General features: G+C 33.3%; 23 protein-coding genes. 20 read left to right on the top strand and 3 right to left on the bottom strand.

Translation table 11 applies throughout. The annotated features are described in order from the left end of the window. Positions 1 to 58: 58 nt before the first annotated feature. The 16 genes from J3D55_RS19140 to J3D55_RS19065 all read left to right on the top strand — a co-directional run bounded on the left by J3D55_RS19140 (position 59) and on the right by J3D55_RS19065 (position 15,186). Positions 59 to 1,066: a glycosyltransferase gene (locus J3D55_RS19140; protein ID WP_259133408.1), complete on the top strand. Its 1,008-nt coding sequence runs from the start codon at positions 59 to 61 to the stop codon at positions 1,064 to 1,066. Between the two features lie 8 nt (positions 1,067 to 1,074). Beyond that, on the top strand, positions 1,075 to 2,109 hold the full coding sequence (locus J3D55_RS19135) for a polysaccharide biosynthesis protein (protein ID WP_259133406.1): 1,035 nt from the start codon (positions 1,075 to 1,077) through the stop codon (positions 2,107 to 2,109). Between the two features lie 5 nt (positions 2,110 to 2,114). Continuing rightward, the gene (locus J3D55_RS19130; RefSeq protein WP_259133404.1) at positions 2,115 to 2,537 is read left to right on the top strand and encodes a WxcM-like domain-containing protein; all 423 of its coding nucleotides are present in this window, start codon (positions 2,115 to 2,117) and stop codon (positions 2,535 to 2,537) included. Between the two features lie 2 nt (positions 2,538 to 2,539). Further along, the gene (locus tag J3D55_RS19125) at positions 2,540 to 3,658 is read left to right on the top strand and encodes a polysaccharide biosynthesis C-terminal domain-containing protein (protein WP_259135151.1); all 1,119 of its coding nucleotides are present in this window, start codon (positions 2,540 to 2,542) and stop codon (positions 3,656 to 3,658) included. Further along, positions 3,655 to 5,328, top strand: a complete 1,674-nt coding sequence (locus J3D55_RS19120; RefSeq protein ID WP_259133402.1) for a glycosyl hydrolase family 28-related protein — start codon at positions 3,655 to 3,657, stop codon at positions 5,326 to 5,328. Before J3D55_RS19125 ends, J3D55_RS19120 begins: the two co-directional genes overlap by 4 nt. Before the next feature lie 2 nt (positions 5,329 to 5,330). Next, the gene (wecB, locus tag J3D55_RS19115; RefSeq protein WP_259133400.1) at positions 5,331 to 6,467 is read left to right on the top strand and encodes a non-hydrolyzing UDP-N-acetylglucosamine 2-epimerase; all 1,137 of its coding nucleotides are present in this window, start codon (positions 5,331 to 5,333) and stop codon (positions 6,465 to 6,467) included. Between the two features lie 3 nt (positions 6,468 to 6,470). Beyond that, positions 6,471 to 7,682 (top strand): glycosyltransferase family 4 protein, encoded by a 1,212-nt coding sequence (locus J3D55_RS19110; RefSeq protein ID WP_259133391.1) that lies wholly within the window; start codon positions 6,471 to 6,473, stop codon positions 7,680 to 7,682. Between the two features lie 10 nt (positions 7,683 to 7,692). Further along, complete coding sequence (locus tag J3D55_RS19105; protein WP_259133389.1) at positions 7,693 to 8,295, top strand: sugar transferase; 603 nt, start codon at positions 7,693 to 7,695, stop codon at positions 8,293 to 8,295. A 9-nt stretch (positions 8,296 to 8,304) separates the two neighbouring features. Then, positions 8,305 to 8,895 (top strand): acetyltransferase, encoded by a 591-nt coding sequence (locus J3D55_RS19100; protein ID WP_259133387.1) that lies wholly within the window; start codon positions 8,305 to 8,307, stop codon positions 8,893 to 8,895. Positions 8,896 to 8,910: 15 nt separating this feature from the next. Further along, on the top strand, positions 8,911 to 10,047 hold the full coding sequence (locus tag J3D55_RS19095) for a DegT/DnrJ/EryC1/StrS family aminotransferase (protein ID WP_259133385.1): 1,137 nt from the start codon (positions 8,911 to 8,913) through the stop codon (positions 10,045 to 10,047). Between the two features lie 10 nt (positions 10,048 to 10,057). After that, positions 10,058 to 10,630 carry a sugar transferase gene (locus J3D55_RS19090; protein ID WP_259133383.1) on the top strand — a complete coding sequence of 191 codons (573 nt, stop codon included), beginning with the start codon at positions 10,058 to 10,060 and terminating at the stop codon, positions 10,628 to 10,630. 40 nt (positions 10,631 to 10,670) lie between these two features. Beyond that, positions 10,671 to 11,216 carry a dTDP-4-dehydrorhamnose 3,5-epimerase gene (rfbC, locus tag J3D55_RS19085; RefSeq protein WP_259133381.1) on the top strand — a complete coding sequence of 182 codons (546 nt, stop codon included), beginning with the start codon at positions 10,671 to 10,673 and terminating at the stop codon, positions 11,214 to 11,216. Between the two features lie 95 nt (positions 11,217 to 11,311). Further along, positions 11,312 to 12,613 (top strand): 30S ribosomal protein S12 methylthiotransferase RimO, encoded by a 1,302-nt coding sequence (gene rimO, locus J3D55_RS19080; RefSeq protein ID WP_259133380.1) that lies wholly within the window; start codon positions 11,312 to 11,314, stop codon positions 12,611 to 12,613. A gap of 412 nt (positions 12,614 to 13,025) precedes the next feature. Continuing rightward, positions 13,026 to 13,658 (top strand): phage tail-like protein, encoded by a 633-nt coding sequence (locus tag J3D55_RS19075; protein WP_259133378.1) that lies wholly within the window; start codon positions 13,026 to 13,028, stop codon positions 13,656 to 13,658. A 34-nt stretch (positions 13,659 to 13,692) separates the two neighbouring features. Continuing rightward, positions 13,693 to 14,412, top strand: a complete 720-nt coding sequence (locus tag J3D55_RS19070; protein ID WP_259133376.1) for a hypothetical protein — start codon at positions 13,693 to 13,695, stop codon at positions 14,410 to 14,412. Positions 14,413 to 14,814: 402 nt separating this feature from the next. Next, on the top strand, positions 14,815 to 15,186 hold the full coding sequence (locus tag J3D55_RS19065; RefSeq protein WP_259133366.1) for a septal ring lytic transglycosylase RlpA family protein: 372 nt from the start codon (positions 14,815 to 14,817) through the stop codon (positions 15,184 to 15,186). Positions 15,187 to 15,245: 59 nt separating this feature from the next. Here the strand turns inward: J3D55_RS19065 and J3D55_RS19060 are convergent, their stop codons facing one another. From J3D55_RS19060 to J3D55_RS19050, 3 genes are all read right to left on the bottom strand, one after another. Next, on the bottom strand, positions 15,246 to 16,010 hold the full coding sequence (locus J3D55_RS19060) for an exodeoxyribonuclease III (protein WP_259133364.1): 765 nt from the start codon (positions 16,008 to 16,010) through the stop codon (positions 15,246 to 15,248). Between the two features lie 76 nt (positions 16,011 to 16,086). Then, complete coding sequence (porX, locus tag J3D55_RS19055) at positions 16,087 to 17,631, bottom strand: T9SS response regulator signal transducer PorX (protein ID WP_259133362.1); 1,545 nt, start codon at positions 17,629 to 17,631, stop codon at positions 16,087 to 16,089. Between the two features lie 131 nt (positions 17,632 to 17,762). Next, on the bottom strand, positions 17,763 to 19,403 hold the full coding sequence (locus J3D55_RS19050) for a S41 family peptidase (RefSeq protein ID WP_259133360.1): 1,641 nt from the start codon (positions 19,401 to 19,403) through the stop codon (positions 17,763 to 17,765). A 303-nt stretch (positions 19,404 to 19,706) separates the two neighbouring features. Between J3D55_RS19050 and J3D55_RS19045 the strand changes: the two genes are divergently transcribed. From J3D55_RS19045 to lpxA, 4 genes are all read left to right on the top strand, one after another. Next, entirely contained in the window at positions 19,707 to 20,933 is a 1,227-nt protein-coding gene (locus J3D55_RS19045) for an HD domain-containing protein (RefSeq protein ID WP_259133357.1), read from the top strand. Between the two features lie 72 nt (positions 20,934 to 21,005). Then, positions 21,006 to 22,037, top strand: coding sequence for a UDP-3-O-(3-hydroxymyristoyl)glucosamine N-acyltransferase (lpxD, locus tag J3D55_RS19040; RefSeq protein ID WP_259133355.1), 1,032 nt, complete (start codon positions 21,006 to 21,008; stop codon positions 22,035 to 22,037). Then, on the top strand, positions 22,030 to 23,427 hold the full coding sequence (locus tag J3D55_RS19035) for a bifunctional UDP-3-O-[3-hydroxymyristoyl] N-acetylglucosamine deacetylase/3-hydroxyacyl-ACP dehydratase (RefSeq protein ID WP_259133353.1): 1,398 nt from the start codon (positions 22,030 to 22,032) through the stop codon (positions 23,425 to 23,427). Before lpxD ends, J3D55_RS19035 begins: the two co-directional genes overlap by 8 nt. Further along, the gene (gene lpxA, locus J3D55_RS19030) at positions 23,428 to 24,222 is read left to right on the top strand and encodes an acyl-ACP--UDP-N-acetylglucosamine O-acyltransferase (RefSeq protein ID WP_259133351.1); all 795 of its coding nucleotides are present in this window, start codon (positions 23,428 to 23,430) and stop codon (positions 24,220 to 24,222) included.

The following is a 24,222-nucleotide window of genomic DNA, read 5'->3' as shown; positions in this document are numbered from 1 at the left end:
GTCCTGAAATAATTGTAAATCAGTATATTGATTTGTACCAAAAAATTTTAGCTGCAAAATGATTCTTATTGATGCAATATATATAAACAACAGTGGTGGCAAAGTTTTACTAGACTATCTCATTGCCGAATTAGAAAAGACCGATAAGCAGGTTTTTTATCTTTTGGATTTTAGAATACAAGATGAAAGCATAAAAATAAAATCGACTAATAAAGTTATTTATTCACAAGCTTCATTGATGAAGAGACGTAGTTTTTATAAAGAAAATAAAAACAAATTTTCTACAATTCTGTGCTTTGGTAATTTGCCTCCAAATATTAAAACTTCAGCCAAAGTATACACTTACTTTCATCAGCTTCTTTTTCTTGATTTGCCAAAAGAAATGCCTTTCGTGCAAAAGAAAATATACTATATTAAAACCCAAATATTAAATAATTTTAAGAAAAATACAGATTATTGGGTAGTACAGACAGATTTGGTTAAAGAAAGACTTTCTCAGAAATATAAAATCTCGGAAAATACAATTTTAACATTGCCATTTTATCCTCCGTTTGATTCACAAGCTATTTTACCTAAAAAAGAACATCAATATATTTATATAAGCAATGTTTCTCAGCATAAAAATCATGGGAGATTAATGGAAGCATTTTCCCGATTTTATGACTTGCATAAAAAAGGAAAACTTATTTTAACGATCCCTGATGAAGCAGAAGGAATGTTAAATATTATTAATACTAAGCGAAACCAGGGATATCCTATTGAAAATATAGGATTTGTAGAAAGAGAAAGCTTACAAAAATTATATGCAGAGTCAGAATATCTTATTTTCCCGTCCCTTACAGAAAGCTTTGGTTTAGGCTTAGTAGAAGCTATTGAAAACAGATGCAAAATCATTAGTTCAGATTTACCATATACTTATGCTGTATGTAAACCTAGTCTTGTATTCGATCCTTTAGATGTTAATTCCATAACTGAAGCATTATCTTTATCTTTACAAAAAAATACAATAAATTCAGAATCAAAAGTGACTAATGAAATTAATAATTTAATTTCTTGCTTATTTTAAAAAAAATTATGGAAATACAAAATAAAACTCTTCTCATTACCGGAGGTACAGGCTCATTCGGTACTGCTGTTCTCAGAAAGTTTATGGATACAGACCATTTTAAAGAGATTCGTATTTTTTCCCGTGATGAGAAAAAACAAGACGATATGAGAAATCAGTTTAAAAATGATAAATTAAAATTTTATATCGGTGATGTAAGAGATTACAGAAGCATCGAACCTGCCATGAGAGGAGTAGATTATGTTTTTCATGCTGCTGCATTAAAACAAGTTCCTTCCTGCGAATTTTTCCCGATGCAGGCTGTAAAAACAAATGTGGAGGGAACTCAAAACGTAATTGATGCTGCTGCTCGAAATAATGTGAAAAAAGTAATTTGTTTAAGTACAGATAAAGCGGCATATCCTATCAATGCAATGGGAATTTCCAAAGCGATGATGGAAAAAGTTGCCGTTGCCGCATCCAGAAATCTTGAAAATACTACTGTTTGCCTTACCCGATACGGAAATGTAATGGCTTCGAGAGGCTCTGTAATTCCATTATTTGTAAAACAAATTAAAAATAAAGAATCAATTACAATCACAGATCCTAATATGACAAGGTTTCTGATGACACTAGAAGAAGCTGTAGAGTTGGTTTTATTTGCATTCGAACATGGTAATTCAGGAGATCTTTTCGTAAATAAAGCTCCTGCAGGAACAATTGGAGATCTGGCTCAGGCACTAAAAGAAATGTTTAAAGCAGACACTCCGATAAAAATTATCGGAACCAGACACGGTGAAAAGCTGTATGAAACACTTTGTACTCGTGAAGAGATGATAAAGGCAGAGGATATGGGAGATTTTTATAGAATTCCTGCGGATAACAGAGACTTAAATTATGCTCAGTATTTTTCTGAAGGAGAAGAAAAAGTTTCAAAAATAGAAGATTACCACTCACATAATACAAAACAGGAAGATGTAGAAGGCATGAAAAAGCTTCTTCTAAAACTTCCATTGATAAGGAAGGAAGTATTGGGTGAAGATCTGATGCAATATCCGGATTAAAAATCATGAATATTCCAGAAATTATTGAAGGAGAAAAATATTCTGATGAAAGGGGCAATCTTTTTTTCAATAATAATTTTGATGCTTCATCAATAAAAAGAATTTATTTTATTGAAAATAATAGTATTGAATATACAAGAGGATGGACAGGACATACAACTGAACAACGCTGGTTTGTAGCATCCGAAGGTGTTTTTATTATTAAGTTAATTAAAATTGATAATTGGGAAAGCCCTTCAAAAGATCTTCAGATTCTGGAATTTGAATTAAATGCAAAAAAGTTGAACGTACTTCATATCCCAAATGGTTATGCTTCAGCAATTCAGGCAAGAGAAAAAAAAGCAAAACTATTAGTAATGGTTAATTATGCTTTAGGCGAAATTAATGATGAGTATCGTTTCCCTTTAGATTATTTTAAAAATATGTAATGATGAAAAAAATTGGAATTACCGGTCAAAACGGTTTTTTAGGTTCACATTTGTACAATACATTAGGATTAAAGCCTGATCAATATGAGAGAATTTATTTTGAAAGAGATTTTTTTGAAAATCCCGAAAAACTAGATGAGTTTGTAAAACAATGTGATGTCATTGTTCATTTGGCAGCTATGAATCGTCATCCCGATCCGGAAATTATCTACAATAATAATATGGAATTGGTAAAGAAAATTATTGATTCCTTAGAAAGAACAAAATCTACCCCTCATATTTTATTTTCCTCTTCATCTCAGGAAGAAAAAGATAATCTGTACGGAAAATCAAAGAAAGAAGGAAGATCGCTTTTGGCTGATTGGGCAGAAAAATCCGGAGGAAAATTCACCGGAATGATTATCCCGAATGTTTTCGGACCTTTTGGAAAACCAAATTACAATTCATTTATAGCGACATTTTGCCACAAACTGACGCATGGTGAAATGCCTGTTATTGATAACGACGGAGAAGTAAGCCTTATTTATGTAGGTGAGCTTGTGGAAGAAATTATTAATCAGATCGAAATTGCTGAAACAAAAGAATTATATGAAGTTCCTCATACTTCCGTAAATAAAGTTTCGGAGGTATTGGCAAAACTTGAAAACTATAAAAAATTATACTTTGACAACGGTGAAATTCCTGAATTAAATTCAAAATTTGATCTTAATCTTTTCAATACTTTCCGTTGTTATTTTGATATTAAAGATCATTATCCGGTTAAATTTACTCAGCATACAGATCCGAGAGGAGCTTTTGTGGAAGTTATCCGTTTAGGAATTGGTGGACAATGTTCCTTTTCCACGACAGTTCCCGGAATTACAAGAGGAAATCATTTTCATACAAGAAAAATCGAAAGATTTGCGGTAATAAAAGGGGAAGCTCTTATTCAGTTAAGAAAAATTGATACCAATGAGGTGTTAGATTTTTATTTAGGCGGAAATGAACCTGCCTATGTTGATATGCCTATTTGGTACACCCACAATATCAAAAATGTAGGAACAGAAGATCTGTATACTATTTTTTGGATTAATGAGCCATTTAATGCTGAAGATTCGGATACTTATTTTGTTGAGGTATGAAAAAAATATTGTATTGTTTAGTATGCTTGATTTTTTCAATCCATTATAATGCACAGAATTTATCAAGTAATTTTTTATCCATCAAGAAATTTGGAAGTATTGGTGATGGTAAAACTTTAGATTCTGATAATCTTCAAAAGGCAATTGATTTTGCTGAAAAAAACTCTATAAAAACCATCGTAATTCCCGATGGAAAATATTTTCTGGATAAACCATTGATTTTTAGAAAAGGGGGAATTCAACTGATTGGGACAGGTGCATTACTAAGAGAAGAAAGTTGGGCAAAAATGAACGGAAATTTTGCTAATGACGAACCTTTTATTGGATGTACATTAATAGTTCCTAAAAATTCAGCAGGAATAATTTTTGAAAAAACGGTAGCAGATCCTATTAGAATTGCGAATATCCAATTTCTTGCAAAAGATGGAAGAACAAAAGGAAATACAACTGCCATAAAATTTCAATCTGAATTTACAGGTCCTACTTGGCCATTTATTGTTGAAAGATGCCATTTCAGAGGATTTAATTACGCTGTAAAATTTGAATCTGCGAACCAGTATAATGTTGCTTTTGTACAATTTTTTCAAAACGCCTTTTCTCAGAATGACGAATGTATTTATTTTTCAGATTTGCCTGAAGGTAAAGTTTCGCCTTCCGGAGGACGAAATTTGACATGGGGATTCACTTTTCAAAATAATTCTTGCCACGATAATTCAAGAGTGATAAGAGGAGGATTTTCTAAAGATCCTGTCAATATAATCAATAACAATATGGAGGGCAATATTCCTTATGCAAATGGTAGTAAACCTGCTAATATTGTTGATTTGGAAATTAGTCATTGCACCGTTAATTTTGAAGGTAATCATTTTGAAAGTGTTATTTCAGACTGTGTTTCAGTATCTTCTGCATTTGTAAAAAGTGATGGCAGCTATTCAGAATATTCAGGCAAAACCACTGGAAGCGAAAAAAATAAGATTTTCATAAAAGGGAATAATTTTGATGGTATAAAAGACTATAAACCCTACATAATTAAATCAATGATGATTTATAATTATGACCCTTACAATTTGTATATAGACGAATGTGATGTGAGGCAGAATGATTCAAATACCTTAAATCAATTTTTATCAGACAGAGCTCTTTCTCATGGGACAACATTAAAAACACCTACGGGAAAATATGAAAACTCTTATAAAGTGTTTAATAATTTTGGAGAAATAAAATCCGTTAAAGCAAAAACATCGGGAAATGCCAATATTCTTAATCCTTATTCAAGACTAAATTTCGTTAGGATTAATAAATCTTCTGGCCTATTTGGAAATCCTTCCGAATCTATAAATACTAATACAAATGATAAAGTTGCTGGTGTGTCATTTATCGTAAATAATCCTAAAGTATCAGATTTTTTGGGAGTAATTATTTTTGAAATTTCAGAAGATAACGGACAGACTTATAAGCAAGCGTACATGTCCGGAACATATGGAACAAATATAGGATTTACTACTATTACAGCTTTTATTCCTACAAATGGTAAAAAGTTAAAAATTAAAGCTTCGCTTGTTAGTGATGTTTTAGGAGATACTGATATCTTTGTAGCAGATAATTTTACATTGTTTACTATAAAAACAATGGTACAGGTTCCCGCTATTCCTGTATTTGAAACCAAATAATTATGAAAAAATTAAAAGTAATGACCGTTGTGGGAACACGACCGGAAATCATTAGACTATCAAGAGTATTATCGGCTTTGGATGCTTCTGAAGCTATTGAACATATTATCGTCCATACGGGACAGAATTATGATTATGAACTTAATCAAATTTTCTTTGAAGATTTAGGACTTCGCAAACCGGATTATTTTCTGGAAGCAGCCGGAAAAACAGCCACAGAAACCGTTGGAAATATTTTAATTAAGATAGATCCGCTTTTGGAAGAATTAAGTCCTGATGCTTTTTTAGTGTTAGGAGATACAAATTCTTGTCTTTGTGCAATTCCTGCCAAAAAAAGACAAATTCCTATTTTTCATATGGAAGCAGGAAACAGATGTTTTGATCAGAGAGTTCCGGAGGAAACCAACAGAAAAATTGTAGATCATACATCAGATATCAACCTTACTTATTCTGATATTGCAAGAGAATATTTATTAAGAGAAGGGCTTCCTGCAGACAGAATCATTAAAACAGGTTCTCCGATGTTTGAAGTGTTGAATCATTATCTGCCTCAGATTGAAAGTTCTGATGTTTTAGCAAGATTAAATTTAGAACAAGGAAAATATTTTGTTGTATCATCACACAGAGAAGAAAACATTAATTCTGAGAAAAATTTTAACGGATTAATTGAAAGTCTTGACGCTATTGCCGAGAAATTTGGCTTTCCCATTATTGTTTCTACCCATCCAAGAACAAGAAACATGATCGATAAAATGAAAGTCGAAGTGAGACCTGAAATTCAATTCTTAAAACCGCTTGGCTTTCATGATTATAATGCTTTGCAGATGAGAAGCTATGCTGTTTTATCCGACTCAGGAACAATTTCAGAAGAATCTTCGATCTTAAATTTCAGGGCGCTCAATATAAGAGACGCTCACGAAAGACCTGAAGCGATGGAAGAAGCATCTGTGATGATGGTAGGATTATCTCCTGAAAGAATTTTGCAGGGGCTCGTTCAGCTTCAGCAGCAAAAAACAGGGGAAGACAGAAATTACAGACCGGTTTCAGATTATTCTATGCCAAATGTCTCTGAAAAGATGGTAAGAATTATTCTGAGCTATACGGACTATGTCAACAGAGTAGTGTGGAGTAAGAAATAGGTGATGAATATATTGTTTCTTACTTTAGCAAAAATAGATACGCTGAGTCAGCGTGGTCTTTATCAGGATCTGATGCGTGAGTTTTCAGGTCATGGTCATCATCTTTACATCGTATCACCTACTGAAAGACGTGAAAATCAAAAAACAAGTTTAAAAAGTGAAGGAAATACAAAATTTCTGAATGTAAGGACATTAAACATCCAAAAAACCAATTTTATAGAAAAAGGGATTTCTACAATATCAATAGAAAAGCTATTTCTAATGTCTATTAAAAAATATTTTTCTGATGTAAAGTTTGATTTGGTCATTTATTCCACACCGCCTATTACTTTTACGAATGTTATTAAGTTTATTCAAAAGAGAGATGGTGCGAAAACTTATTTATTACTGAAAGATATTTTTCCTCAAAATGCTGTGGATATGCAGTTAATGACCAAAAAAGGAGTTTTATACAAATATTTTAGAAATAAAGAAAAAGAATTGTACCGTATTTCAGACAAAATTGGCTGTATGTCTAAGGCAAACGCTGATTTTATTCTACATCAGAATTCTTTTATATCTGAAAATAAAATTGAAATTAATCCTAATTCGATTGAACTACAGGATTTTAAGGAACTTTCAGAACAGGAAAGAAATACAATTAAATCCCAATACAAAATTCCTTTAGATAAAAAAGTATTTATTTATGGGGGTAATTTAGGGAAACCTCAGGGAATAGATTTTCTTATCAAAACATTAGATGCCAAAAAAGATGATGAGAGAATATTCTTCATCATTGTAGGGTCAGGAACAGAATATGGGAAAATAAAAAATTGGATTGATGTGACTCAGCCACAAAATGTCTTCCTGTTATCTGCTTTACCTAAAAATGATTATGATCTTCTTGTTCAGGTTTGTGATATAGGCTTGATATTTTTACATAAAGATTTTCTGATTCCGAATTATCCTTCGAGATTACTTTCATATCTCGAGTACAAAATGCCGGTAATTGCCGCTACCGATAGAAATACAGATATCGGATCAGATATTGTGAACAACCATTGTGGTGTATCGGTTTATTCTGGTGATATTAATGATATGACCAAAACGATAGATATATTCACCGAAATGGAAAGTTCCAAATTTGAAGAAATGAGACAAAACAGCTGGGATTTTCTTAAAAAAGAATTTCAGGTGAAAAAATCTTATGAAAAAATAATAAATTCGTTAAACTAAAAAAGATAAAGTGTATAAAAACTTTTTCAAAAGGATCATTGATTTTTCTTTGGCATTATTAGTTTTTTTACTTTTAAGCCCTCTTTTTTTATTGGTCATGATTGGTCTTGCTTTTGCCAATGACGGGAAACCCTTTTTCTTCCAGAAAAGACCGGGGAAAAATGCAAAAATCTTTAGTATCATTAAGTTTAAAACAATGAATGATAAGAAAGATGCAGAAGGAAATCTTTTGTCGGATGCGGAAAGAATGACATCTATCGGCATGTTTGTAAGAAGCACTTCTTTAGATGAAATTCCTCAATTACTAAATGTAATCAAAGGAGATATGTCGTTGATTGGGCCTAGACCGCTTTTAGTTCAATATTTACCAATTTATAATAAACATCAGGCAAGAAGACATGAGATAAAACCAGGAATAACAGGTTGGGCGCAGGTTAATGGTAGAAATGCAATTTCCTGGAAACAGAAATTTGATTTTGATGTTTGGTATGTGGATAATGTATCATTTGTTGTAGATTTGAAGATAATTTACTTAACAATAAAAAAAGTATTTTTAAAAGAAGGGATATCTGCAAATGGTCATGCCACCACAGAGCCTTTTAAAGGGAACTAAAAAACTAATATGTATTTATTTGGAGCCAGCGGACACGGTAAAGTTGTAGCAGATATTGCTATTGAAAATGGTATTGAAATAACTGCTTTTATTGATCATGATGTTAATAAAACAGAATGTTATGGATTTCCTGTAATTCATAATATTATTGATAAAGAAAAACCTTTAATAATAACAATAGGAGATAATCTTGCTCGAAAAAAGATCGCAGAAAAAATAGCTAATAAAGTAGAAAAACTGATTCATCCCAAATCAATAATTTCCCATACATCAAAAATAGGTAAAGGAACAGTGGTCATGGGGGGCGTTACAATCAATGCAGATGGTTTTATTGGTGAGCATTGTATTATTAATACCAATTCATCCATTGATCATGAATGTCATATTGAAGATTTTGTGCACATATCACCAAATGTAGCATTAGCAGGAAATATTTATATAGGTGAAGGGTCACATATTGGTATTGGAGCAGCTATAATTCAGAATATTAATATTGGAAAATGGTGTGTGATAGGTGCCGGTGCTGTAATTTTAAAAGATGTTCCTGATTATTCGGTAGTTGTTGGAAATCCTGGGAGAATAATAAAAAAAATAAAATAGATTTAAAATACATAAATGAATTCAAAAATCTGGTTATCCTCACCACACATGGGAGGTAACGAATTAAAATACATCAACGAAGCTTTTGCTGAAAACTGGGTTGCTCCTTTGGGACCGAATGTGAATGGTTTTGAAGAAGACCTGGAAAACTTCTTAGGAGAAGATACCAAAGTTGCAGTTTTATCAGCAGGTACGGCGGCGCTTCATTTAGCATTAATTGAATGTGGAGTTGGATATGGTGATGAGGTAATTTGCCAGTCAATGACGTTTTCAGCGTCTGCAAATCCGATAGCATATTGTGGTGCAACACCTGTTTTTGTAGACAGTGAGCCGGAAACTTGGAACATGTGTCCTGCAGGTTTAAGACAGGCGATCGGAGACAGAATTAAAAAAGGAAAGAAGCCAAAAGCAATTATTATAGTCCATTTGTATGGGATGCCTGCAAAAATGGATGGTATTATTGCTATTGCAAAAGAATTTGATATTGAAGTAATCGAAGATGCAGCGGAAGCGTTAGGTTCGACATATAAAGGTCAACCTTGTGGAACTTTCGGGCGTTTTGGGGTTTTAAGCTTTAATGGGAATAAAATCATTACTACTTCAGGAGGTGGTGCTTTGGTTTGTCACACTCAGGAAGATAAAGATAAAATCGTTTTCCTTTCTACACAGGCAAGAGATAATGCTCCTCATTATCAACATTCTCATATTGGGTATAATTATAGAATGAGTAATATTGTTGCAGGTATAGGAAGAGGTCAGATGGAAGTTTTAAACAGCCGTGTGGAAGCGAGAAGAAGTATGCACGATTTTTACGTTAATATTTTTAAAGATATTGATGGGGTAACTGTATTTTCCGAACCGTCTGAAGACTTTTATTCTAATCATTGGCTTTCTGCAATTACTGTCAATCCTCAGATTACAGGAAAAACAAGAGAAGAATTAAGAATGGCTTTTCTGGAAGATAATATAGAATCAAGACCATTGTGGAAACCGATGCACTTGCAGCCGATTTTCGAAAATGCTCCTTTTTACGGAGGCGGTGTTTCCGAGAAACTGTTTAATGATGGTTTATGCCTTCCTTCAGGATCAAATCTTACAGAAGATGAAAGACTGAGAATTGCAAAAGTGATCAACGATTTTTTTGGAAAATAATTTGTAAATAATGGGTAAGTATAGGTATTGGAAAGTTGTTTTGGATTGTATTTTATCAATCTTTTTAATTATTCTCTTTTTACCTTTATTAATCATATTGTTTATTATTGCAAGCCTGGATACAAAATCAAATGGTGTTTTTTGCCAGAAAAGAATCGGACAATTTGGAAAGGCTTTCACTATTTATAAGTTTAAAACGATTGATGATAATGAAAGGGAAAGCTCCCGAATAGGATTATTATTAAGAAAATTTAAACTTGATGAATTGCCACAGTTATTCAATATCCTGAAATGTGAAATGAGTTTTGTAGGACCTCGTCCCGATATTGAAGGATATTATGATAAATTAGAAGGCGATTCAAGAAGAATTTTAGAACTAAAACCGGGATTAACCTCAGACGCAAGTATTAAGTACAGTAATGAGGATGCAATATTAAAACAACAAAAAGATCCCATATTTTATAATGATGAGATTTTATTTCCGGATAAAGTAAAAATGAATTTAGATTATCTGGAAAATATGTCTTTTGCTAATGATGTTAAAATCTTGTCGAAGACTATTTTTAAAGTTTTTATAAAATAAAATTAAAACAATTAAGGTTATTTTTAACCAATTTTGAACTATGAAAATAAAAGAAACCCCTTTAAAGGACTGTTATATTATAGAACCTACCATTTTTGAAGATGATAGAGGATACTTTTTCGAAAAATTTAATGAGAAAAAATTCGAAGAACTTACCGGAATGAATGGTCACTTCGTTCAGGATAATATCTCAAAATCTTCGTATGGTGTTTTAAGAGGTCTTCATTTGCAGAAAGGAGAACATGCGCAGGCAAAGCTGGTTTCTTGTCTGGAAGGGAAAGTTTGGGATGTGGCAGTAGACTTAAGAGAAGATTCTCCAACTTTCGGACATTGGTTTGGTATCGAACTTACAGATGAAAATAAACTGCAGCTATACGTTCCGAGAGGTTTTGGGCATGGTTTTTCTGTCTTAAGTGAAACTGCGGTTTTTGCTTATAAATGCGACAATTTTTACAATAAAGAATCAGAAGGAAGTGTAAAATACAACGATTCTGATCTCAATGTCGACTGGAAAATTGAAGACAAGGATGCTGTTCTTTCTGAAAAAGATAAAACAGCACCAACTTTTAAAGAAAAGAATTTTTAAATATCATATTGAAAGCCAATTTATTAAAGTGGTTTTCTTTTTTTTAAGTAAGGCTCTTTAATATTTTGTATCTTTGCAAACTCAAAATCAAAAAGATGCGCACAAAATCTGTAGGTAAGAAGAAAATTAATATAGTAACGCTTGGATGTTCCAAGAACGTTTATGACTCTGAAGTTTTAATGAGCCAGCTTAAAGCCAATGGTAAAGAGGTTGTTCATGAAGACAAAGGAGATATTGTGGTGATCAATACCTGCGGATTTATCGACAATGCAAAAGAAGAGTCTATCAATACTATTCTTGATTATGTAGAAGCGAAAAATAGAGGAGAGGTAGAGAAAGTTTTTGTTACAGGTTGTCTTTCAGAAAGATATAAGCCAGATTTGATAAGAGAAATTCCTGATGTAGATCAGTATTTCGGGACGAGAGATCTTCCTATTTTATTGAAGCATTTAGGGGCAGATTATAAGCACGAATTGGTTGGAGAAAGATTAACAACGACTCCAAAGCATTATGCCTACTTAAAAATTTCTGAAGGATGCGACAGACCTTGTTCTTTTTGTGCAATTCCTTTAATGAGAGGTAATCACATTTCTACACCGATTGAAAAATTGGTTCTTGAAGCTCAGAAATTAGCCAAAAAAGGAACAAAAGAATTGATTTTGATTGCTCAGGATCTTACCTATTATGGGTTGGATATTTATAAAAAACGTGCATTGGGAGAGCTTTTAAAAGAATTGGTAAAAGTAGAAGGAATCGAATGGATTCGTCTTCATTATGCTTTTCCAAGCGGTTTCCCGGAAGATGTTCTGGATATTATCCGTGAAGAACCGAAAGTTTGTAATTATATCGATATTCCTCTTCAGCATATCAATTCAGATTTATTGAAGTCGATGAAAAGAGGAACTACGCATGAGAAAACAAATGCTCTTTTAGGAAAATTCAGAGAAAAAGTGCCGGATATGGCAATTAGAACTACGCTTATTGTTGGTTATCCCGGAGAAACTGAAGAAATTTTCCAAGAGCTGAAAGATTGGGTAAGAGAACAGAAATTCGATAGATTGGGATGCTTCACTTACTCTCATGAAGAAAATACCGGAGCTTATGTGCTGGAAGATGATGTTCCACAGGAAGTTAAGGAAGCGAGAGTAGAAGAGATCATGGAAGTTCAGTCTCAGATTTCATGGGAAAAGAATCAGCAAAAAATTGGTAATATATATAAATGTGTATTCGACAGAAAAGAAGGTAACTATTTTGTCGGAAGAACAGAGTATGATTCTCCGGACGTAGACAACACTGTGTTGGTTTCTGCAGAGAATACTTACATTTCAATCGGAGATTTTGCTGACGTGAAAATTACTTCAGCAGAAGAATTTGACCTATATGGAGAATTAATTTAAAATTATTCTCAAATAGTTTACATTTTATTAAATAATTTGGAGATAATTCTCATTAAAATAAAATTATTTGTGAGTTGATGAATATTAACATTAATTAATTAATAATACAATTTGTTTTAATTACTTGATTTACAGGTGTTTTTGTTTTTTTGAAATTAAAATAACGAAACTTTTTTATTTAATATTGTGTAAATTAGATAATAAATATTAACTTTGCCGGTATGAATAGTTTTTATACTTCTATTCATTTAAAGCTTAGATATTTATAGAATCAAGTAAAATTTAAATGTTTTTTGAAATTGTATCATAAAATATTTTATTTTTTATTTATTGAAAGGCACAATTGGGGTAAGTTTCCCATTTGAATATAATTATCATTGATGAAAATGTAATTTAAAATCTTTAAAAACTTATGAAAAAATTTTTATTAACAACGACTATGTTAGTCGGATTCGTAGCAATTGCTCAGGCACAGCAAGGGCGTGTGGGTATTAACACAACCACTCCAGCTGCTACTTTAGATGTTGTCGGTACACCTGCAGATGCAACAAGACCAGACGCATTACTAGTCCCTCGTATCACAAGAGGCCAATTACAGGCAAAAGATGCTGTATATACTGCCGCACAAAACGGTGCACTTACATTTGTTTCCTCAATTGCAGATGGTGCAGCAACAGGAAAAGCAATTAATGTAACAGCAGTTGGTTTCTATTATTATGATGGAACTACTACTAATACTTGGATTGCATTTGGTGGTGGAACTGTTACTGCTACTCCTGTAAGTGTTAGAACTTCTGCTTCTGGTGCTGATTTAGCAGCAGGTGATTTAAATGGGTATGTTTTTATTACTACAAATGCAGATTTATCAACAATTCCTGTGACTGCTGCAAGTAAAGGTAAAACTGTTACACTTGTGAAAGTTGGAGGCGGTACCCTTACGATATCTGGTGTGAGTGCAACTTCATCAAACTCATTAGCAGTTAATGGTAGAGGTGTTGCTTTTGTATATGATGGTACTGCTTGGCAATCATATTCTGCACAATAATTTTTTAATATTAACTTAATACACACATTTAGTCATGAATAAAAAGTTTATACTAACTCTTGCCTCAGGTTTGGCAATGTTTCAATATACAAACGCACAATTAAGAAGTAATGGTTTTGCTAGTGGTAATATCCAATCTCAAAGTGCTTTCTTAGATGCATCTGGTATTCAAGGTGGTTTTAATGATAGTACTAACGATGGTAAAGGATTAGTCTTTCCTAGAACAAATTTAACTACATTTACTTTCGCCACTCCTGTTACAGATGAAGATAATTTCCCTACAGCGTATGATGGGATGATTGTTTACAATATGGGTACTGGTAACAGTGTTTCTGGTGTCACTACGGCTGTTGCGCCAGGATATTATTATTTCTCTAATCCAACGGGAGGACTTGGAAATGGATTTGCAACTGCTACAGGTACATGGAAACCATTAAATGCTACGAGTAAAACTATAATTGGTACAACTGAAACCATTACTAATACACAAATTGGTACTGCTGCAGTTTATGCAATTAAAGGAACTTTCACTGCAAGTGGAACTTCAACAGCAGTTGATATTCCTTCACCAACAGGTATGACTTCTTTATATTCAGTTACTATTTATAAAGCGGGTACTGGTGTAGTTTTTGATAAGAGTTTATATTCTTACACTTTAGGAACTGGTGCTGGAAATGCTATCACAGGTTCTCCTAGTATGTCTGTAGTATACCCGAGTGGTACTTATGACTATGTATTGGAATATTTAAAATAATAAAGGATTAATCTTTTATAATATATAAAACCAATGAGAATTTCTCATTGGTTTTTTTTATTTTAGTACTTTTTTAATTTTACTTCTGTAAGATCTCAGATTGTTTTTTAATGATATTAGCAGCGTTAAATTTTAAAATCATAAATTTATTTAACTAATTGATTATCAAACCAAATTATATGTTAAAAGTATCTAAATATCTTGATTTTTGTTAAAATTGTTAACGTTTGAGTTGTTTTTTTAACACTCTTTAACAATACCTCTTAAAACCCCTATTGATAGGGAGTTATAATATATATTAAGATAATTTTTGGTTTTAGTTAACACTTGTTAACAAATAGAATAGGCTCTTTAAAAGATTCATGATACATTTGCTGAGTCAAAACCAATAAAATGTTCAAAATGATGAAAAGATTCATTCTCGTAATCATAATGATGATTTCAAGCTTTGGTATTTATTCTTTCAAGAATAATGCCATGGATGCGAAAAAAACAAGTTATGCATCGTACTACCACGAAAAGTTTAACGGTAGAAAAACTGCAAGCGGAGAGATCTTTGATAATGCAAAGTTCACCGCAGCAAACAGAACGCTTCCTTTTGGTACAAATATTAGAGTTACCAATCTGAATAATGGGAAAGAGGTAATAGTGAGAGTAAATGATAGAGGACCTTACCATTCATCAAGATCTTTAGACATGTCTAAAGCAGCGTTCAGTGAAATCGGAGATACCGATAGAGGTACGATTCCGGTGGAATATGAAATTGTCGATTAAATTTATGATTTAAATTAAAAGAAAAATCCAACTGATTCAGTTGGATTTTCTTTTTTGTGCTAAAGGCTTAATTCTACCAAAGCAGGACAATGATCGGAATGCACAGCTTCTTTTAAAATAACGGCTCTTGTGAGCTTATCTTTTAAGGAATAAGAAGCGAAATTATAATCCAATCTCCAGCCTTTGTTATTAGCTCTCGAATTCTGTCTGTAGCTCCACCAAGTATAATTGTCGGGTTCATTATTGAAAAGCCTGAAACTGTCGATCAGTTCGCATTCATTAATGAAATTGGTCATCCATTCTCTTTCCATGGGTAAAAAGCCGGAAACATTCTTTAAACCAACCGGATTGTGAATATCGATAGCTTCATGACAAATATTAAAATCCCCGGAAATAATAAGATTAGGAATTTCTTTCTTTAAGTTTTTAATATAATTTAAAAAATCGTGACAGAACTGCATTTTAAATTCTAACCTGTCAATGTTGGAAGCAGAAGGTACATAGACCGAGATGGCAGAAAATCCGTCAAAATCTGCACGAATGATTCTCCCTTCATTATCGTAGCTTTCGATACCGCAACCATATTCTACATGATTGGGTTTAATTTTCGAAGCAATACCAACGCCGCTGTAGCCTTTTTTTACCGCTGAATGCCAATAACTGTGATATCCCAGTTTTTCAAGGCTTTCGATGTCTATCTGGTCGTTTCCTGCTTTACTTTCCTGAATGCAGATAATATCAGGATCAGCGGTTTTCAGCCATCCTAAAAAATCTTTAGTAAAAGCTGCTCTGATTCCGTTTACGTTGTAAGTGATTAATTTCATGCTTCAAAAATATTAATAAAAAAGAAGCGGAAAAAATCTTTGATTTTTTCCGCCCCCTTATTACCAAAGTAAATAACTACTTAGGTTCTAAAATACTGAAAGGAATTATACATTCTTCTAATGAAATTCCTCCGTGTTGGTAGGTCTCTTTATAATAATTTACAAAGTGATTATAATTTTTTGGATACGCTAAAAAGATATTGTTCTTGGCAAAAATGTACTTAGAACTTAAATTTCCTTTTGGTAAAAACAGTTTTTCAGGATTCGTAATTGCCCAAACATCACTCGTGTCATAGGTTAAACTTTTCCCTGTTTTATAACGGATATTCGTAGAAGTTTCTCTGTCACCGACAACTTTACTTGGCTTTTTAACATAAACCGTTCCGTGGTCTGTCGTGATAACCAATTTGAAACCGCTTTCTGCAGCAATCTTGATAATCTTTAATAATGATGAATTCTCAAACCAGTTTAAGGTTAATGATCTGAAAGTTTTATCATCACGAATTAATTGATCAACGATATGATTATCCGTTTTCGCGTGAGAAAGAATATCAATAAAGTTGTAAACAATTACCAAAAGATCGTTGTTTTTATGCTGGTTGAAGTCGTCATAGATTTTTCTTTCAAAATCAGCATTCAAGACTTTAAGATATTTCATCGACTTAGAGCCTAAACCAATTCTTTTCATTTGATCTTCAAGGAAATCACGCTCAAATTCATTTTTATTTCCTTCTTCATTATCATTAAACCATTTATCAGGAAAACGTTTTTCAATTTCAGAAGGTAATAATCCTGCAAAGAAAGAGTTTCTAGCATATTGAGTTGCCGTCGGAAGAATACTGTAATAATAATCTTCTGAAATTTTGTTGTAGTATTTTGTGAATAATGGTTCGATTACTTTCCATTGGTCATAACGCAGATTATCGACCATTAAAAGCAACACTTTCTCTTTTTCAACCTGTGGCTTTACTTTTTCTTTGAAAAGAGTATGGCTCATTAATGGTTTTTCATTTCCATTCAACCAATCTTCGTAATTGTTTTCGATAAATTTCGCAAACTGAATATTGGCTTCTTCTTTTTGAGATTGCAAAAGATCTGCAAATTCGTTATCTGCTACTTTATCAAATTTAAGTTCCCAATTAACGATTTTCTTATAATAATCTGCCCAATCCTGATACGTTCTCAAATAAGAAAGTTCCATAGAAAGATTTCTGAATTCCTGCTGATATTGCAGAATTGTTTTCTGCTCAACAAGATTATCTTCCTGAAGGTTTTTCTTTAACGAAAGTAAAATTTGGTTTGGGTTTACAGGTTTTAAAATATAATCGGCAATCTGAGATCCGATTGCTTCCTCCATAATATGTTCCTCCTCACTTTTCGTCACCATTACAATTTTTAGAGAATTATCTTTCTCCTTAATCATAGGAATTGCTTCCAAGCCGGAAATTCCGGGCATATTTTCATCTATAAGTGTTAATGCGAACTTCTCAGAATCCATGAGTTCAAGTGCCTCGTTTACGTTGTTAACAGGCGTTACCTGATAACCTTTCTTTTCAAGAAAAACGATGTGAGGTTTAAGTAAATCTATTTCATCATCTATCCATAATATCTTTTCCGACATAATTTATTTTTTACATGGTTATAGTATCAAATTGTTGACCAATTCTATCCAAAAACTGCCAAATTAAGCAGCTATTAAGTTAAATATAAGTTAAATGAAAACATAACGGAATATTATTGATTTTGTTTCATTCAATTACCGTCTTTTATATATTGTAAAGCTCTTTCCAGCACTTCATCTTTTCCTTCCTGAATGCCTTTTACCGTTGGCTTTATAATAATATCAGGAATGATACCGATTCTCTGGGTTTCCGTTCCATTCGGGTAATAAGCTCCTAATCCCGTGAAACTCGTCTCCAAATCAGCAATATTGAATATAATGACATCGCCATTTGCTCCCGAAGTGTAACCACCGATCACTTTCGCTTTAGGATGTTGTTTTAACATCATTACCGTAGTTTCAGCCTGGCTTTGTGTATTTTCGTTAACCAAAATTACCACATTTCCCTTATAATATTCAGTATTTCTGTTTCCGATACTGTTTTTTCGGCTGTAAAATTTACCGAGATAATTTGTTTCCGGAAAATTGAACTTGTAATAAATGGTATTTTCTGGAAGCAATAATTTACTCAATGGTAAGATCGTCATTTTCGGGTAATTTCTGGAGTCAAAAATGATGGATTCTGTCGATTTTAAATTGTTAAACATTTCGTCCAGATCTTTTCTCTGAATCAATCCCATGTTTACGTAGCCGATTTTTCTTTCCTCACCCAGAAATTTCCACCTTTCGGGTTGAATTGTTTTTTCAGAAATAATATCTTTTAAAAGGTACGTTTTTACTTTTAAAGCTAAATTTTGTCCGTTTCTTTCAATTTTAAGACTTGTGGAATCTTTATTGGTCATTAAAAACAGCTTTCTTACTTTTTTAATTTTCCCCCAAGAATTGGAGGCGGGAATATATTTTCCGAAAGCATTTACTTTTTGAGGAATCGTTAAGCCATTAATATCATAAATCACATCGCCGATTTTCAAAGGATTTTCTTCATTAAATGTATTGGAATTAAGTTTCGTAACCACCAGTTTTCCTTCTGCATAAGAATATTCTACCGGAACATTTCTTCTACCGTATTGATTCAGACTGATTAACGAGGACAAAAGATAAGCATGCGAATCATCAGTTTTGGTGACCAATTCTGCTAAATTCAAATGATAATTTACATCATTGTTAATTTCCAGGAATTTTGGAATCATTTCTGTTAAAACATCATTCCAGTTTTGATCGGTTTTGTATTTGTAAGCAAAGAAATATTCTGCATAATTCCAATATCTGAATAATTCGAAAAGACTGATCTGTTTTGAAATAAATTTTGAACCATAAGAGTTTTCATTTCTGAAATAAACCTTTCTTCCGTTGATCCCGAAATAATAATTTTCTCCAAAGTTTCTGTTATTCTGAATGTAATTCAGCTTTTGAATCACATTTTCGGAAAAAACATTTTGATCATTCATCCAGTTTAAATAAAAATTCTTCAGAAAATAAACTTTATTCTCTTCTTTCGAACATTCTTTACATTCATCAATTTTTCCAAGACTGTCGATCCAATTTGAATATAATTCGTTCAACTTGCTTTTCTCGTTAATGTTTTCAAGCTCATCAATTTTCTGAAAAAGCTGTTCATCCCAATTGAATTTTCCTTGGGCAACATTCGGATGATAATATTTCAAAAATCCCCAAACCTTACAAAGAGATTCCAGTTTTTGAGTTTCAGATAAAATCTGCGCCGAAAAATTGAAGCTTAAGAGTAATAAGATGAAAAGTGAGAATTTTCTCATTAATGGATATTGGAATTTTATCAAAGATAATTTTTAAACACAATTGACGCAAATGTTTTCACTAATAACAAAATTATAAACGCTCTGTTTGTCATTCCGGAGGAATCTCGGCAAAGTAATTCACAGCATAATTTTAATAAACTGCGTCTGGATTGCTCAGGACTGACAAACTATATGAATAACATTCGTATCATTCATGAAAATATTCGTCCCATTTGTTTATAAATCAATCCATTTTTAATAAAAATTAATCAACCCTAAAATTTAAAATCCCTAAATTTGTGTACAAATACTGACGTTTCAATGCAGAATAAGTTAAAAATCATCAACGATCCTGTTCACGGATTTATCAGAATTCCCCACGCCATTTTATTTGATATCATCGAGCATCCTTACTTCCAAAGATTGAGAAGAATAGGACAAACCGGATTGTTGAACCTGATTTTTCCGGGTGCGACGCATACAAGATTTCATCATGCTTTGGGGGCGATGCATTTGATGTTTACTGCTTTGGAAACATTGAAACAGAAAGGCGTGAAAATTTCTGAAGATGAAGAGAAAGGAGCAATGTTGGCGATTTTGATGCACGATATTGGTCACGGACCGTTTTCTCACGCGTTGGAAAGTATGTTGATGGACGATTGGCATCACGAGAATCTTTCATTATTATTGATGAATCGATTAAATGTAGAATTTAACGGAGAATTATCGGTTGCCATTGAAATGTTTCAGGGGAAATATCACAGAAAGTTTTTCAATCAGCTTATTTCTTCTCAGTTGGATGTCGACAGACTTGATTATTTAAACAGAGACAGCTTTTTTACAGGCGTTTCTGAAGGAAGCATCAATACGCAGCGAATTATTTCTATGATGAATGTTTGCGATGAAGGAGAATTGGTAGTGGATGCAAAAGGAGTGTATTCTGTGGAAAACTTTCTTACGGCAAGAATGTTTATGTATTGGCAGGTTTATTATCACAAAACTTCGGCGTTGGCAGAATTTCTTTTGGTTAAAATCTTAGAAAGAGCAAAACTTTTGGTTTCGCAGGGAGTTGATTTACCTGCAACCGAAAATTTGAAATATTTTTTACATCGAGGGAAAAGTTCGGCAACCGATGAAGATGTGGAAAGATTTACGCAATTGGATGACAACGATGTTATTCAGGCTATGAAATCTTGGCAAAATGCAGATGATGTGATCTTGTCTTATTGGTGTAAATGCGTGATTCAGAGAAATCTTCCGAAGACAATTATATCATCCCACTCATTTGGTAGGGAATTCATTGAGGAAAAAATAAAAAACACCAATGAATTTTTTGGAATCGATAATGGAAACGAACTGGTGCATGAAATTAAGAGAAAACTTCTTCCTTATGATACCGAAAAACAGCCAATTTATCTGTTGAAGAAAAATGGTAAAAAAATAAGGCTGGAAGAATCAGAAGACCAGCTTTTATCAGGTTTGATGGTAAATAAGACGACAAGATATATCCTTACTTTCCCAAGAGATATTGATGACATAATTTCTTAAAGAATATTAAAATTCACGATCTGAAAATTAAAAAATGTTTGCGAATTACAGAATTTCTTATCTTTGCAGAATATGGAATTTACAGCTTCGCAAATTGCAAGTTTTATTGACGGAAAAATAATAGGTGACGAGACCGCACTTATTACTGGAGTTTCACCAATTGAAAATGGAGAATCAGGGCATCTTTCTTTTATAGCACAAGATCGATTTTCTCATTATTTGGATACTTCAAAATGCTCTGTCATTATTGTTTCGGAAAATCTTTTAGCAAAAGATATTTATAATCCTACTATAATTGCGGTAAAGGATGCCTATCTTTCTTTCCAGGTTTTAATGAACCTGTATCAGGAAATGCAGGGCAGAAAACAAGGGGTGGAAGATGGTTCTTCGATTCATGATACCGCCGTAATTGGTGATGGAGTTTATATCGGCGCATTCACTTATGTGTCTGAAAAGGCTAAAATAGGAGAAGGAACTCAGATTTATCCTCAGGTTTACATCGGTAAAGGAGTGAGAATCGGAAAAAACTGTAAGATTGACAGTGGAGCGAGAATCTATGATTATTGCATTATTGGTGACAATTGTGTCATTCATTCCAATACGGTTGTAGGTGGTGACGGATTTGGTTTCCAACCGACTCAGGAAGGTTTCAAAAAGATTCCGCAACTGGGAAATGTAATCATTGAAGATGATGTAGAAATCGGTTCAAACTGCAGTATCGACAGAGCAACCATCGGTTCTACCATCATCGGAAAAGGAACTAAAATTGATAATCTGATTCAGATTGCTCATAACGTGAAAATTGGTCAGAACAACGTCATTGCAGCACAAGCCGGAATTGCAGGATCCACGATTATCGGAGATTGGAACCAGATTGGAGGACAAGTGGGCGTTGTAGGTCATATTAAAATAGGAAATCAGGTGAAAATTCAGGCTCAGAGTGGGGTGAATTCTAGCGTTAATGATAAAGAAACATTGTACGGTTCACCGGCAATCAGCTATAACGACTACCTTAGGAATTATGTCCATTTCAGAAATTTCACTGAAATTGTAGGTAGAATTAATAATCTTGAGAATACCTCAAAAGATAAAACTAATGAGTGATATGCAAAAAACACTTCAAAAAGAAGTGACACTTTCCGGAATCGGACTTCACACAGGTAAAGAAGTAAAACTAACCATGAAACCTGCAAAAGAAAATACAGGTTTTGTATTCGTAAGAACAGATTTGGAGGGACACCCTCAAGTCGAAGCTGACGTTAATTATGTTGTAGCTACAGAAAGAGGGACGACATTAGAAAAGCTGGGAGTTAAGATCAATACTTGTGAGCACCTTTTGGCGGCTTTGGTAGGATGTGATATAGATAACGCCATTTTAGAAATGGATGCTTCTGAGCCTCCGATTTTAGATGGTTCTTCAAAGTTTTTTGTTGAAGCTATCGAAACTGTTGGAGTTGTTGAGCAAAATACAATAAGAGAATATCTTGTAGTAAAAGAAGTTCTTACGTACAGCGATCCTGCAACGGGATCAGAAATCACGATTATTCCTTCGGATACGTACGAGATTACAACAATGGTAGATTTTGGGACTAAAGTTTTAGGAACTCAAAATGCTACTATGAAAAATATTTCTGAGTTTAAGGAAGAAATTTCATCTGCAAGAACGTTCAGTTTCTTACACGAATTAGAGATGCTTTTAGATCACGGTTTGATCAAAGGTGGAGATATTTCTAACGCAATTGTTTATGTAGATAAAGATCTTACGCCTGAAACTACAGAAAAACTGAAAAAAGCTTTTGGTAAAGACAATGTGTCAATAAGACCAAACGGAATTCTTGATAATTTAACCTTAAATTATCCCAACGAAGCTGCAAGACACAAATTACTGGATGTAATCGGTGATTTGGCGTTGGCTGGAGTGAAAATTAAAGGAAAAGTTATCGCAAACAAACCAGGACACTTTGTAAATACTCAATTTGCTAAAAAGCTGAACCGTCAGTGGAAATTGCAAAAGAAGAAAAACGTTCCTGATTTTGATTTAACGAAAGAACCTGTTTTTGATATCAACGGAATCATGAAGCTTATGCCTCACAGACCTCCGTTCTTATTAATTGATAAAATCCTTGAACTTTCAGATTCTCATGTTGTAGGTCTTAAAAATGTAACAATGAATGAACCTTTCTTCGTTGGGCATTTTCCTAAAGAACCTGTAATGCCGGGAGTTTTGCAAGTGGAAGCTTTAGCACAGACAGGAGGAATTCTTGTATTGGCAAGTGTACCGGATCCGGAAAATTACTCTACTTATTTTATTAAAATTGATAAAGTAAAATTCAAGAGAAAAGTAATTCCGGGAGATACGCTTATATTCAAGATTGAATTGATAGAACCTATCAGAAGAGGTATCGTTCATATGCAGGGGTACGGTTACGTAGGAGATACGGTAGCTGTAGAAGCAGAATTAATGGCCCAAGTTGCAAAAAATAAAGTTGATTAAATGATTCATCAATTAGCAGCCGTAGATAAACGTGCGAAAATCAGCAAAAATGTAATTGTAGAACCTTTTACTACGATTGCAGGCGATGTAGAAATCGGGGAAGGGTCTTGGATCGGTTCTAATGTTACCATTATGGATGGAGCAAGAATCGGGAAAAATTGCAGAATTTTTCCTGGAACTGTAATCTCAGCGATTCCTCAGGATCTTAAATTTGATGGTGAAGATACACAGACAATCATCGGTGATGATACGACAATCAGAGAATGTGTAACCGTAAACAGAGGAACTAAAGCTTTAGGATTTACTAAAATCGGTTCCAACTGTCTTATTATGGCAACTTCTCACATTGCTCACGACTGTGTTATCGGAGACCACGTTATCATTGTAAATGGTTGCGGTATTGCGGGACACGTAGAAATCGGCGATTATACCGTAATGGGAGGTTTGTCGGCTGTTCATCAGTTTGGTAAAATCGGGAAACATGTGATGATTTCCGGTGGTACTTTGGTGAGAAAAGATATTCCGCCTTATGTGAAAGTGGCGAGAGAACCTATGTCTTATGCAGGAATCAATTCTGTGGGGTTGAGAAGAAGAGGATTTACGAATGAGAAAATCTTTGAAATCCAAAAAATTTACAGAGCTATTTTCCAGATGAAAATGAACGTTTCTCAGGCTATTTCGCATATTGAAAAAGAAATGCTTCCGACTGCCGAAAGAGACGAAATTCTTCAGTTTATTCAGAACTCTCCAAGAGGTATCGTAAAAGGATACGGAACAGGAAAAGACAGTAATTAA

Origin of the sequence: Chryseobacterium ginsenosidimutans (assembly GCF_024807225.1) — a bacterium.
GTDB lineage: Bacteria > Bacteroidota > Bacteroidia > Flavobacteriales > Weeksellaceae > Chryseobacterium > Chryseobacterium ginsenosidimutans.
The sequence above is the reverse complement of the archived record's forward strand: the minus strand, read 5'-3'. Positions and strand labels throughout refer to the sequence as shown.